Consider the following 13,152-nt stretch of genomic DNA (forward strand, 5'->3'; position numbering starts at 1 on the left):
ATGCGCGCACAGCCGATGAGTCGTCTTGGTCGTGTCGACCGCCGGTCCTCGCTCGGCAAAGTACGCGACGCGGTCGACGGGCTCATGAAGCACTCCCCGTCGCGATTCGCGATTCTCATCTTCGCCGCACTCATCGTCGTGTTCACCGTGTTGTTCTCGCTCCCGATCGCGAGCGCCGACCGCCAGATCACGCCGTTGCACGATGCCGTGTTCACCGCGGTGTCGGTCATCTGCGTCACGGGCCTCGCGACCGTCGACATGGCCACCCACTGGTCGCCGTTCGGCAACGCACTCGTGTTCATCGGCGTCAACATCGGCGGCGTCGGCGTACTGACCCTCGCGTCGATCCTCGGCCTCGTCATCTCCCGGCGGCTGGGCCTCCGGGCCAAGCTCATCGCCGCGAGCGACTCGAACCCCTCGCGCATCCACGTCGGCCCGGTCTCCGAACGGCAGGCCGTACGCCTCGGCGAGGTCGGCGGGCTGCTCGCGACGGTCGCCATCAGCGCCCTCGTCATCGAGGTGACGATCGCGATCGGCATGATCCCGAGCATGCTCGCTGCGGGCTACGACGCCTGGCACTCGTTCTGGTACAGCTTCTACTACTCGGCCATGGCGTTCACGAACACGGGCTTCAACCCGAACCCCGGCGGTCTCGAGCCGCTCATCGGCGACTACTGGTTCCAATCGCTTCTGATGCTGGGCGTCTTCCTCGGCAGCCTCGGCTTCCCCGTGATCTTCGCGCTGGCCCGGGCCTGGCGGCATCCGCATCGCTGGAGCGTGCACGTCAAGCTCACCCTCACGACGACCACGATCCTCTTCGTGCTGGGCGCAGCGATGTTCCTGCTGCTCGAGTACGGCAATCCCAAGACCTACGGGCAGCTCGACGCCGGACCGACGGTCTTCCAATCGTTCTTCATGTCGATGATGACGAGATCGGGCGGCTTCTCGACGATCAACATGCACGACCTCAACGGGTCGAGCCTGCTCGTCTCCGACATGCTCATGTTCATCGGTGGCGGATCGGCGTCGACCGCCGGCGGCATCAAGGTCACGACGCTCGCCGTGCTCTTCCTCGCCGCATTCGCCGAAGCGAGAGGCGCGCCCTCGATGGAGGCGTTCGGCCGGCGCATCCCACGCGACATGCTGCGGCTGTCGGTCAGTGTCGTGCTCTGGGGTGCGACGATCGTGGCCGTCTCCTCGATCGCGATCCTGCAGATCACGAAGCAGCCGTTCGACTATGTGCTCTTCGACGTCATCTCGGCGTTCGCCACGTGCGGCCTGTCGACCGGCCTCACGGCCGAACTGCCGCCAGAGGGCGTTTACGTCATGGCGGCCACGATGTTCATGGGGCGGGTTGGTACAGTGACACTCGCCGCGGCCCTGGCGGCGAGCCAGCGCCGGCAATTGTTCAAGCGTCCGGAAGAGAGGCCCATCGTTGGTTGATCGAATCAGGCACGACGCCCCGGTGCTCGTGATCGGCCTCGGCCGTTTCGGCGCAGCCACCGCCGGCCAGCTCGACCGGCTCGGCCGCGAGGTGCTCGCCGTCGACGAGAGCGAAGCGCTCGTGCAGAAGTGGTCGGAGCGGGTCACGCACGCCGTCGTCGCCGATGCGAGGTCGATCGATGCACTGAAGCAGATCGGCGCGCAGGACTTCTCGATCGCGGTCTGCGCGGTCGGCTCGTCGATCGAGGCATCCGTGCTCATCACCGCCAACCTGGTCGACCTGAAGATCCCGCAGATCTGGGCGAAGGCGATCTCGGCCTCGCACGGAAAGATCCTGCAGCGCATCGGCGCGAACCACGTGATCTACCCCGAGCGCGAGGCCGGCGAGCGCACAGCGCACCTCGTGAGCGGGCGCATGCTCGACTTCATCGAGTTCGACGACGACTTCGCCCTCGTGAAGATGTACCCGCCGAAACCGATCCGCGGCAAGAACCTCACCGAGTCGGGAGTGCGGTCGAAATACCGCGTGACCGTCGTGGGTGTGAAGAGCCCCGGCAAGCCCTTCACCTACGCGACCGAGAACACCGTGGTCTCCAACCACGACCTCATCATCGTGTCGGGTACCGAGGGCGACATCGAGCGGTTCGCCGCGCTCGAGTGACCCGCGGGCCTCGTCAGCGTCGAGTCGAGCGGATGCCGCCTGCGGCGGCCGCTCGTCAGCCGACGAACATCAGCACGAGGCCGATGACCGCCGCGAGCACGGCGATGCCGATGAGCACGATGCCGACGATGCGGAGCACCCGGCGACCCGTCGGCGGCTCGTGGAGTCGCAGCCGATACGGCTCCCGCTCCTTGTAGTAGGCCGGCTCCTCCTCTGGGCGGGTCACGTGCGCCCGCTCCTCTGCGCTGAGCATCCGCGACTGGAAGCCGTCGTCGGTGAACCACCGCACGACACTGCCGACCTCGCCGCCGTTCCTGTCGTCGCCGTCACTGTCGATGACGACGGCCTCGGTGCGAATCCAACGACCGTCGGCCAGTCGGATGAGCAGCGCCAGCAGCAGGCACACGAGCCCTGCGGCGAGCGCGAACCATCCGATCACCTCGCTGATGACCGAGATGGTGTCCGCCGCATCCATGAGGCAAACGTAGCGCCCGCCGGGCGCCGACGAGCGCGTGCGGGCTCGCGCCGCGCCGAGGGCCTTCGCTCAGTCCTTCGGTGGTGACGAGTGACCCGACCGCCGCCGTGAACGTGCGCTACCGGCCGGGGCCGTGAGCGCCGCATTCGGATCGACGGACGACCCGTTAGGGACTCGTGAGGATCAGCGCCGGGGCATCCGCCCGGGTGTTGCATCGCAAGTGCAGCGAAAATGCTGCCCGCTCGCCGCGCTTGTGGCCCGCGGCCTCCCGAAACTGGAGTCTTCGTGCTCGACGTCGTCTACATTCTCGGCATCATCGCCGTGTTCGTACTCGTCGGCCTCATCGCCAGAGGGGTCGAGAAGCTGTGATCTTCTTCGAACTCCTCGCTGCCGCGTTGGGTGTCGCCGCTGTGGTGTACCTCGTGTACGCCCTCGTGAAACCTGAGCGGTTCTGATGGGCGTGCTGTTCGCCGTGCTGCAGGCGGCCACCCTCGCCCTGATCCTCGCGCTCATCTATCGCCCCCTCGGCGACTACATGGCTCGCCTCTACTCGAGCGACCGCGATTGGAAGATCGAACGCGGCCTCTACCGCCTCATCGGCGTGGACCCTCGCGCCGAGCAGTCGTGGCCCGCCTACCTGCGCGCCGTGCTCGCGTTCTCGGTCATCGGCCTGTTGTTCGTCTACGTGCTGCAGCGCGCCCAGACCGTGCTGCCGTACTCGCTCGGCCTGCCGGCCGTTCCCGAGGGCCTGTCGTTCAACACCGCGGCGTCGTTCGTGGCGAACACGAACTGGCAGTCGTACTCCCCCGAACTCACGATGGGCTACACCGTGCAGCTCGCTGGCCTCGCGGTGCAGAACTTCGTGTCGGCCGCCGTCGGCATCGCCGTCGCCATCGCCCTCGTGCGCGGCTTCGCCCGCCGCGGCTCGGGCACGATCGGCAACTTCTGGGTCGACCTGTTCCGCGGTTCGTTCCGACTGCTGCTCCCGCTCTCGGTGATCGGCGCGATCGTGCTCCTCATCGGCGGCGTCGCGGCGAACTTCAACGGCTTCACCGAGATCACGACGCTCGCCGGCAACTCGCAGAAGATCCCGGGCGGCCCCGTCGCCTCGCAAGAGGTCATCAAGCTGCTCGGCACGAACGGCGGCGGCTTCTTCAACGTGAACTCCGCGCACCCGTTCGAGAACCCCACCGCGTGGACGAGCCTCTTCCAGAACGTGCTCATGCTCGCGATCCCCTTCGCCCTGCCGCGCACCTTCGGCAGGATGGTCGGCTCGAACAAGCAGGGTTACGCGATCCTCGCCGTCATGGCGACGCTCTTCGTCGTCTCGCTCGTGGCGCTCAGCGCGCTCGAGGCGGGCGGCAACGGCACCGCCCCCGAGCTCGCCGGCGGTGCGCTCGAGGGCAAGGAAGCGCGTTTCGGCATCTTCGGCTCGACCCTGTTCGGCTCGACCTCGACGCTCACCTCGACGGGCGCCGTCAACTCGATGCACGACTCGTTCACCGCGATCGGCGGCATGATGCCGATGCTCAACATGATGCTCGGCGAGGTCGCTCCCGGCGGCGTCGGTTCGGGTCTCTACGGCATGCTCGTGCTCGCGGTCATCACGGTGTTCGTCGCGGGCCTGTTGGTGGGTCGCACGCCCGAGTACCTCGGCAAGAAGATCGGGCCGCGCGAGATCAAGCTCGCGAGCCTCTACATCCTCGTCACGCCGACGCTCGTGCTCGTGGGTACCGCGCTCTCGTTCGCGATCCCCGCGATCCGGGCCGACGTCGAAGCGACGTCGATCTGGAACCCGGGCATCCACGGCATGAGCGAAGTGCTCTACGCCTTCACGAGCGCGTCGAACAACAACGGCTCGGCCTTCGCCGGACTCACGGCGAACACGCCCTGGTTCAACACGGCGCTCGGTGTCGCGATGCTGCTCGGCCGGTTCATCCCGATCGTGTTCGTGCTCGCCCTCGCCGGATCCCTCGCGGCGCAGGACAAAGTACCCGCGACCGCCGGCACCCTCCCCACCCACCGGCCGCAGTTCGTCGGCCTCCTGGTCGGTGTGACGGTCATCGTGACCGCCCTCACCTTCTTCCCCGTTCTCACGCTGGGTCCCCTGGCCGAAGGGCTGAACTGAAATGTCCACCATCACCGAACAACCCGAGACCGGGCACACCCCGCGTCCGATGGGTTCACCCTCGAAACGCGCAACCGGCGCCTTCGGCCCCGCCCAGATCGCGCAGGCCCTGCCCGGAGCGTTCAAGAAGCTCGACCCTCGGCTCATGTGGCGCAACCCCGTCATGTTCATCGTCGAGATCGGCGCCGTGCTCACCACGGTGCTCGCGATCGCCGAGCCGCTGCTCGGCGGGCCGGGATCCTCGGGCGGCACCGCCGTACCGCTCACCTTCACCTGGGGCATCGCCGTGTGGCTCTGGCTCACCGTGCTCTTCGCGAACCTCGCGGAGTCGGTGGCCGAGGGCCGCGGCAAGGCGCAGGCCGACACCCTGCGGCAGACCCGCACGTCGACGACCGCCCACCTCATCACGAACTACGACGAGGCGACGGATGATCTCGAAACGGCGCTGGCGCGCCTACTCGATCCGGCGGCCGCAGCCGAACGCACCCCGGTCACCGAGGTCTCCTCGGCCGACCTGAAGCTCGGCGACGTTGTCGTCGTGACCGCCGGGCAGCTCGTGCCGGGCGACGGCGACATCGTCTGGGGCATCGCTTCCGTCGACGAGTCCGCCATCACGGGCGAGTCGGCGCCGGTCGTTCGCGAATCGGGCGGCGACCGCTCGGCCGTCACGGGCGGCACGCGAGTGCTCTCGGACCGCATCGTCGTGCGCATCACCTCGAAGCCGGGTGAGACGTTCGTCGACCGAATGATCGCGCTCGTCGAGGGCGCATCACGCCAGAAGACGCCGAACGAGATCGCGTTGAATATCTTGCTCGCGAGCCTGTCGATCATCTTCGTGATCGTCACGCTCACGCTCAACCCGATCGCCTCGTACGCGGCGACCACGGCCTCGATCCCGGTGCTCGTCGCCCTCCTCGTGTGCCTGATTCCGACGACGATCGGCGCATTGCTCTCGGCGATCGGCATCGCCGGCATGGACCGGCTCGTGCAACGCAACGTGCTCGCGATGTCGGGCCGTGCCGTCGAAGCGGCCGGCGACGTGACGACGCTCCTGCTGGACAAGACCGGCACCATCACGTACGGCAACCGTCGTGCGAGCGAGTTCGTGCCGATGCCGGGCGTCGACATCACCGAGCTGGAGCAGTCAGCAGCACTGTCGTCCCTCGCCGACCCGACGCCCGAGGGCGCCTCGATCGTCGAGCTCGCGGCGGAACGGGGCATCCGCTTCACTACCGCCCCTGAAGGCGAGGTCGTGCCGTTCACCGCGCAGACCCGCATGTCCGGGCTGGATCTTCCCGACGGATCGAGCATTCGCAAGGGCGCCGGTTCCGCGGTCATCGCGTGGGTCGAGGCATCCGGTCGCATCGAGTCGTCGACGCTCGATGAACTGGAGCAGCGCGTCGAGGTGATCTCGAACGGCGGCGGCACCCCGCTCGTCGTCGCCGCGAAGGACAGCTCGGGCGAGGCGCGCCTGCTCGGCGTCGTGCACCTCAAGGACATCGTGAAAGACGGGCTCACCGAACGGTTCGCCGAGCTCCGTGCGATGGGCATCCGCACCGTGATGATCACGGGCGACAACCCGCTCACTGCGAAGGCCATCGCTGCCGAGGCCGGCGTCGACGACTACCTCGCCGAGGCCACGCCCGAAGACAAGATGGCGCTCATCAAGCGCGAGCAGGCGGGCGGCAACCTCGTCGCGATGACCGGTGACGGCACGAACGACGCCCCGGCGCTCGCGCAGGCCGACGTCGGCGTGGCGATGAACACGGGCACGTCGGCCGCGAAAGAGGCCGGCAACATGGTCGATCTCGACTCCGATCCGACGAAGCTCATCGAGATCGTGCGCATCGGCAAGCAATTGCTCATCACCCGCGGCGCACTCACGACGTTCTCGATCGCCAACGACATCGCGAAGTACTTCGCGATCATCCCGGCGATGTTCGCCGGGATCTTCCCGGGGCTCGCGGTGCTGAACATCATGCAGCTGCACTCCCCCGCCTCGGCGATCCTGTCGGCGATCATCTTCAATGCGCTCGTGATCGTGGTGCTCATCCCACTCGCGCTGCGCGGCGTGAAGTACAAGCCGGGCGGAGCCTCCGCGATCCTGAGCCGCAACCTCCTGATCTACGGCCTCGGCGGCATCATCGCCCCCTTCATCGGCATCAAGCTGATCGACCTCGTCGTCAGCCTCATCCCCGGGTTCTGAACCCACCCGCTGGTCGAGTAGCGAGCGTATCGAGGCCTGGCACTCGGTCTCGATACGGCTCTGGCGGGCCTACTCGACCAGCGAGAACTTCGAAAGGAAACCAACACCATGAGCTCCACTCGCACCACGGTCCGCACCCACTGGGTGGCGGTTCGCGCGATGCTCATCTTCACCGCCGTGCTCGGCGTCGCGTACACGCTCGTCGTCACCGGCATCGGCCAGCTCGTACTGCCGGCACAGGCGAACGGCTCGCAGGTCACGACCGACGGCGAAGTCGTCGGCTCGAGCCTGATCGGCCAGTCGTTCACGGATGCCGACGGCGAGCCGCTGCCCGAATGGTTCCAGTCGCGTCCGTCGGCCGCAGGCGACGGCTACGACGGCGGCGCCTCGAGCGGCAGCAACTGGGGACCCGAGAACGCCGACCTGATCGCCGCGATCGGCGACCGAAAAGCCCAGATCGCCGCGTTCAACGGAGTCTCCGAAGCGGATGTCCCTGCCGACGCGGTGACCGCCTCGGCCTCGGGTCTCGACCCGCACATCAGCCCGGAGTACGCCCGCCTCCAGGTGGCGCGCGTGGCCGCGGAGCGCGACCTCGCCGAAGCCGACGTCGAGGCGCTCGTGGAGTCTAGGATTCAGGCACGGGACCTCGGTTATCTGGGCGAGCCGACCGTGAACGTGCTGCAGCTGAACCTCGCGCTCGCCGAGCTCGGCTGAGGAGGGCTGAACGCATGAGACGGGGGCGGTTGCGAGTGCTCCTCGGCGCCGCTCCCGGCGTCGGCAAGACCTACACGATGCTCGAAGAGGGCAAGCGTCTCGCCGCCGAGGGCAACGACGTCGTCGTGGCGTTCGTGGAGACCCACGGGCGCCGCGCGACGGCCTCGATGGTCGAGGGGCTCGAGGTCGTCCCCCGCCACACCGTGACGCACCGCGGCATGGCCCTCACCGAGATGGACCTCGACGCCGTGCTCGCGAGGAAGCCCCAGATCGCCCTCGTCGATGAGCTCGCACACACCAACGCCCCCGGCTCGCGCCACGCGAAACGCTGGCAAGACGTCGATGAGCTGCTCGACGCCGGCATCGACGTCATCTCGACGGTGAACACGCAGCACATCGAATCGCTCGGCGACGTCGTGCTGCAGATCACCGGCGTGCCGCAGCGCGAGACGATCCCCGACCGGGTGCTGCGCAGCGCCGACCAGATCGAGGTCGTCGACCTCGCGCCGCAGGCACTCCGCGACCGTCTCTCGGGCGGGCTCGTCTACCCCGCCGAGCGCATCGACGCCGCACTTTCGAACTACTTCCGGCTCGGCAACCTCACGGCGCTACGGGAGCTCGCCCTGCTGTGGCTCGCCGACGAGGTCGACTCGGCGCTCAAGGCCTACCGAGCCGAGCACGGCATCGACCGCAAGTGGGAGGCGCGTGAGCGCGTCGTCGTCGCCCTCACCGGCGGTCCCGAGGGCGAGACGCTCCTGCGGCGCGGCGCGCGCATCGCTTCGCGTTCCTCCGGTGGCGAGCTCATCGCCGTGCACGTCACGAATCCCGACGGCATGCGGGCGCGGCATCCTGGCACCCTCGATGCCCAGCGCTCGCTCGTGGAACAGCTCGGCGGCACCTTCCACCAGGTCGTCGGCGAAGACGTGCCACGGGCGCTCGTCGAGTTCGCGAGAGCAGCGGATGCCACGCAGCTGGTGATCGGCGTCAGCCGTCGTTCCCGGCTCGCCGCCGCATTCTCGAGTCCCGGCATCGGTGCGACCGTCATCCGCGAGTCGGGCGACATCGACGTGCACATCGTCACCCACGCAGCGGCCGGCTCGGGCATCTCGCTGCCGAAGCTCGGCGGCGCCCTCAGCCGCACGCGCCTGCTCGTCGGCTTCGCCGTCGCCCTCGTCGCCGGCCCGCTGCTCAGCTGGCTGCTCGCGACATTCCACACCGAGACGTCGATCACGAGCGATGTGCTCGCCTATCAGCTGCTCGTCATCGTCGTCGCACTCATCGGCGGCATCTGGCCGGGCCTCTTCGCCGCGGTGCTGTCGGGAATCACCCTGAACGTGCTGTTCGTCGAGCCCCGCTTCACCCTCACGATCGCCGACCCTCGCCAACTGCTCGCCCTGCTCTTCTACGTCGCGAACGCGCTGCTGGTGAGCTACGTCGTCGATCAGGCGGCGAGACGCACGCGCATCGCTCGGCGCGCCGCAGCCGAATCGCAGCTCCTCGCGTCCATCGCCGGCAGCGTGCTGCGCGGTGAGGATGCGCTGCAGGCCATGGTCACGCGCACCCGCGAGGCGTTCGGCCTCACCGGGGTGCGCCTGCTCATCGACGGCGAGAGCCGCGTCGCCGATGGCGAGCCGGCCCGCGACGACCGGGTCACGAACGTGCCGGTCGGCACGCGCGGCGTGCTCGAACTGCACGGCCAGGACCTCGAGGCATCCGAACGCCGCCTGCTGCAGGTCATCGCCTCGCAGATCGACGCCGCGATCGAGCACGGCGCACTGTCTTCTGCGGCGTCGGCGGCAACGGCGCTCGCCGAGACCGACAAGGTGCGCTCGGCGCTCCTCGCCGCGGTCGGCCACGACCTGCGGCGCCCGCTTACGTCGGCGTCGGCCGCGGTGAGCGCGCTGCGGTCGAGGGAGGTCGAGTTGCCGGCTGCCGAGCGCGACGAGCTGCTCGCGACCGCGGGCGAAAGCCTCGAGGCCCTCGCCGAGCTCGTCACGAACCTGCTCGACGTGAGCCGGGTGCAGGCCGGCGCGCTCGCGGTGACCCTCGCCCCGACCGAGGTCGCCGACGTCGTCTTCCCGGCGCTCGATGAGCTCGCACTCGGCCCCGGCGAGGTCGAACTCGACCTCGCCGACGGGCTCGAACCGGTGCTCGCCGATGGGGTGCTGCTGCAACGGGTCGTCGTGAACCTGCTCGCGAACGCCGTACGGCACAGTCCGGCCGGCGAACGGGTGCGCCTCGCCGCGAGCTCCTTCCAGGGCCGCACCGAACTGCGGGTCGTCGACCGCGGACCGGGCATCCCGGCCGAACGCCGCGACGAGGTCTTCACGCCCTTCCAACGACTCGGCGACACCGACAACGACACGGGCCTCGGGCTCGGACTCGCCCTGTCGAAGGGATTCGTCGAGGGAATGGACGGCACACTGGAAGTCGACGACACCCCCGGCGGCGGCCTCACCATGGTCGTCACCCTGCCGTCGGCCCCGACCACCGAGGAGGCGCGATGAGGATCCTCCTCGCCGACGACGACGATCAGTTGCAACGGGCGCTGCGCATCACACTCGCCGCCCGCGGCTACGACGTGATCGCCGCGCGCGACGGCGCAGAGGCGATCGATCTCGCCGCGAACGCCCACCCCGACCTCATCCTCCTCGATCTCGGCATGCCGAAAGTCGATGGCATCGACGTGATCCGCGCCGTGCGCGCGTGGTCGAAGGTACCGATCCTCGTGCTCTCGGGCCGCACCGATTCGGCCGAGAAGGTCGACGCGCTCGATGCCGGCGCCGACGACTACGTGACGAAGCCGTTCGCCATGGACGAGCTCCTCGCCCGCATCCGTGCTCGAGCCCGGTCGACCACCGGCGAAGCGGATGCCGCGGCGTTCACCATCGGGGCACTCACCGTCGACCTCGCCGCGAAGACCATCAGGGCGACGGATGCCTCGGGGCACGCGACATCCGTGCGCCTCACACCGACTGAGTGGCGCCTGCTCGAGCTGTTCCTCAAGAACCCGGGCAAGCTGCTCACCAGGCAGATGCTGCTGAGCGAGGTATGGGGACCGTTCCACGCGAACGACGCCGGCTACTTGCGCCTCTATGTCGCTCAGCTGCGTCGCAAGCTCGAGCCGACACCGTCGGAGCCGCGCTTCTTCCTCACAGAGCCCGGCATGGGCTATCGCTTCGAGCCTGGGGCGGCCCCGGCCGAGCCTGTTCCGTTGGTCGAGTAGCGACGAAGGAGCGTATCGAGACCCCGCCGGCGAACCACAGCGATTCCGCGTCTCGAGTCCCGCCTACGCTGGACCCCGTGGACTGCACCTACTTCGACGCCGGGCGCTGCACCTCGTGCTCGCTCATGGGGCAGCCCTATTCGGCGCAGCTCGCGGGCAAGCAGCGTCACGCCGAAGACCTGCTCGCCGCGCACGACGGCCTCGACTGGCTGCCGCCCGTCGCAAGCACCGAGGCGGGCTACCGCAACAAGGCGAAGATGGTGATCGCCGGCACGACGGCGGCTCCGACGATCGGCATCCTCGATGCCGACGGCCACGGCATCGACCTCGAGGCGTGCGGCATCTGCTCCCCCGGTCATCGCGCCGCGTTTCCCGTGATCTCCGCGTTCATCACGCGCGCGGGCCTCAGACCGTACGACGTGCCGACGCGCACGGGCGAGCTGAAGCATCTGATCCTCACCGAGTCGCCCGACGGCGAGCTCATGATCCGCTTCGTGGTGCGCTCGACGGAACCGGTCGGCCGCATCCGCAAGCATTTGCCGTGGCTCCTCGCCGAGCTGCCGAACGCCCGCGTGGTCACCGCGAACGTACTGCCCGAGCACAAGGCGGTGCTCGAGGGCGAGCACGAGATCGTCTTCACCGAGGCAAGCACCCTGCCCATGCGCCTGAACGATGTGACGATGCACCTGCGCCCGCAGAGCTTCTTCCAGACGAACACCGAGATCGCCTCCGCGCTCTACGTCGAAGCACGCGACTGGGTGCGCGGGCTCGCCCCCGACTCGGCCTGGGACCTCTACTCCGGCGTCGGCGGCTTCGCCCTGCACATCGCGGATGCCGCGGCATCCGTCACCGGCATCGAGACGAGCGTCGAGGCCGTCGCGAGCGCAGAGCTCAGCCGAACGGATGCCGCGCTCTCACGTGTGCGGTTCGAAGCCGGCGACGCCACCGCCTTCGCGCTCGACGCCGAGACGCCACCCGATCTCGTGATCGTGAACCCGCCCCGGCGCGGCATCGGCCGTGAGCTGAGCGGATGGCTCGAGGCATCCGCTGTTCGTCATGTGCTGTATTCGAGCTGCAACGCCGCCTCGCTCGCGCGCGACCTCGAGGCGATGCCGTCGCTGCGCCCAGTGCGCGGCCGGGTGTTCGACATGTTCCCGCAGACGACGCACTTCGAGGTGATGGTGCTGCTCGAGCGCGCTTGAACCGATGCGCATGGGAGGGGCCGGGCTCCACCCATGCGGGCCGGGCCCCTCCCATGCGGGTCACTTGCCGGTGAGGGCCTCCAGCGCCTGCGCTGCGCCCGGGTGCAGCGAGATCGGGTCGGTCTGCTTCGCATCCTCGGGGTCGAACGCGGCCGCGGCCGCGTGCACCTGTTCCAGCTTGTCGACGTTGCTCCAGATCGTCTCGGTGATGTTGCACGCCGTCGCGTCGTCCATGTCGTCGCGCACGAGCAGCACGTTCGGCACCACGATCGTCGGCACATCCGCATCGAGGCCGTACGTATCGGCGGGAATCGCGCCCTCCTGGTAGACGGGGCTGATCTCCTGCAGTCCCGTGAGTTCGGGAGTGATGTCGATGAACTCGACCGCACCGGCATCCGAAGTGAACAGCTCGGTGATGTTGGGAGTCGGCAATCCGCCAGACCAGAAGATCGCATCGACCGTGCCGTTGCGCAGACCGTCGACGCTCGTCGCGAGGTCGAGTCGCTGCGTGGTGACGTCGGTGTCGGGCGTGAGACCGGCCGCCTCGAGCAGCCGGAGCGCGATCACCTCGGTGCCCGACTTCGGCGACCCGGTCGACACCGTCTTGCCGGCCATGTCGGCGATGGTCGTGATGCCGCTGTCCTGCCTCACGATGACCTGGGTGTAATTCGAGTGGATCATGCCGAGTGCTTCGACGGGCTGCGGCTCGCTGAACGAGCCGGTGCCGTTGACCGCGTCGGAAGCGGTGTCGGCCAGCGAGAACGCGATGTCGTAGTCGCCGCTCACGAGTTGCTCGATGTTCTGCACGGATGCCCCGGTCTCGGCGGCGGTGACGCGCAGCTCGGTTTCACTGCTCAGCACATCCGAGATTGCTCCGCCGAGCACGTAGTAGACGCCCGTCGAGTTGCCGGTGGCGATGGTCAGTTGCTGGGGGGAGGCGACGCAGGCCTCACCGCTTCCCTCGGCGGCCGGTTGTTGCGGCTGCTGGCCGCCGCACCCGGTCAGCAGCAGCGCCGATGCGGCTATGACCGCGAACGCTGCGCCGACCTTGCCTCTGTTCGAAGTGGGGAGTGTCATGTGCGTGTTCCTCTCTTGGT

The 13,152-nt window shown here is 68.5% G+C and carries 12 protein-coding genes; 10 read left to right on the forward strand and 2 right to left on the reverse strand.

The window, feature by feature from the left end; translation table 11 throughout:
- Both AC1C2R_RS06135 and AC1C2R_RS06140 read left to right on the forward strand, forming a co-directional pair.
- Positions 1–1,443: a TrkH family potassium uptake protein gene (locus AC1C2R_RS06135; protein WP_495351626.1), complete on the forward strand. Its 1,443-nt coding sequence runs from the start codon at positions 1–3 to the stop codon at positions 1,441–1,443.
- A complete protein-coding gene (locus tag AC1C2R_RS06140) occupies positions 1,436–2,104 on the forward strand; it encodes a potassium channel family protein (protein WP_495351627.1) in 669 nt (222 codons plus the stop codon). The genes AC1C2R_RS06135 and AC1C2R_RS06140 overlap by 8 nt, the downstream gene beginning before the upstream one ends.
- A 55-nt stretch (positions 2,105–2,159) precedes the next feature.
- Here AC1C2R_RS06140 and AC1C2R_RS06145 read toward each other — a convergent pair whose 3' ends face one another.
- Positions 2,160–2,579 carry a hypothetical protein gene (locus tag AC1C2R_RS06145; protein ID WP_495351628.1) on the reverse strand — a complete coding sequence of 140 codons (420 nt, stop codon included), beginning with the start codon at positions 2,577–2,579 and terminating at the stop codon, positions 2,160–2,162.
- 231 nt (positions 2,580–2,810) lie between these two features.
- Here AC1C2R_RS06145 and AC1C2R_RS06150 point away from each other — a divergent pair, with 231 nt between their 5' ends.
- The 8 genes from AC1C2R_RS06150 to rlmC all read left to right on the forward strand — a co-directional run bounded on the left by AC1C2R_RS06150 (position 2,811) and on the right by rlmC (position 12,055).
- Positions 2,811–2,948 (forward strand): hypothetical protein, encoded by a 138-nt coding sequence (locus tag AC1C2R_RS06150; RefSeq protein WP_495379348.1) that lies wholly within the window; start codon positions 2,811–2,813, stop codon positions 2,946–2,948.
- Positions 2,945–3,034, forward strand: a complete 90-nt coding sequence (locus AC1C2R_RS06155) for a potassium-transporting ATPase subunit F (RefSeq protein ID WP_022891167.1) — start codon at positions 2,945–2,947, stop codon at positions 3,032–3,034. The genes AC1C2R_RS06150 and AC1C2R_RS06155 overlap by 4 nt, the downstream gene beginning before the upstream one ends.
- Complete coding sequence (gene kdpA / locus AC1C2R_RS06160; RefSeq protein ID WP_495379349.1) at positions 3,034–4,707, forward strand: potassium-transporting ATPase subunit KdpA; 1,674 nt, start codon at positions 3,034–3,036, stop codon at positions 4,705–4,707. The genes AC1C2R_RS06155 and kdpA overlap by 1 nt, the downstream gene beginning before the upstream one ends.
- Position 4,708: 1 nt before the next feature.
- Positions 4,709–6,913, forward strand: a complete 2,205-nt coding sequence (kdpB, locus tag AC1C2R_RS06165; RefSeq protein ID WP_495379350.1) for a potassium-transporting ATPase subunit KdpB — start codon at positions 4,709–4,711, stop codon at positions 6,911–6,913.
- A gap of 108 nt (positions 6,914–7,021) precedes the next feature.
- Complete coding sequence (gene kdpC / locus AC1C2R_RS06170; RefSeq protein WP_495379351.1) at positions 7,022–7,627, forward strand: potassium-transporting ATPase subunit KdpC; 606 nt, start codon at positions 7,022–7,024, stop codon at positions 7,625–7,627.
- Between the two features lie 14 nt (positions 7,628–7,641).
- Positions 7,642–10,134: an ATP-binding protein gene (locus AC1C2R_RS06175; protein WP_495379352.1), complete on the forward strand. Its 2,493-nt coding sequence runs from the start codon at positions 7,642–7,644 to the stop codon at positions 10,132–10,134.
- A complete protein-coding gene (locus AC1C2R_RS06180; RefSeq protein ID WP_495379353.1) occupies positions 10,131–10,853 on the forward strand; it encodes a response regulator in 723 nt (240 codons plus the stop codon). The genes AC1C2R_RS06175 and AC1C2R_RS06180 overlap by 4 nt, the downstream gene beginning before the upstream one ends.
- Positions 10,854–10,930: 77 nt before the next feature.
- Positions 10,931–12,055 carry a 23S rRNA (uracil(747)-C(5))-methyltransferase RlmC gene (gene rlmC / locus AC1C2R_RS06185; RefSeq protein WP_495379354.1) on the forward strand — a complete coding sequence of 375 codons (1,125 nt, stop codon included), beginning with the start codon at positions 10,931–10,933 and terminating at the stop codon, positions 12,053–12,055.
- 60 nt (positions 12,056–12,115) lie between these two features.
- Here rlmC and AC1C2R_RS06190 read toward each other — a convergent pair whose 3' ends face one another.
- A complete protein-coding gene (locus AC1C2R_RS06190) occupies positions 12,116–13,132 on the reverse strand; it encodes a TAXI family TRAP transporter solute-binding subunit (protein WP_495351636.1) in 1,017 nt (338 codons plus the stop codon).
- Positions 13,133–13,152: the final 20 nt, after the last annotated feature.

The sequence above is a fragment of the Agromyces sp. Y182 genome (assembly GCF_059445385.1).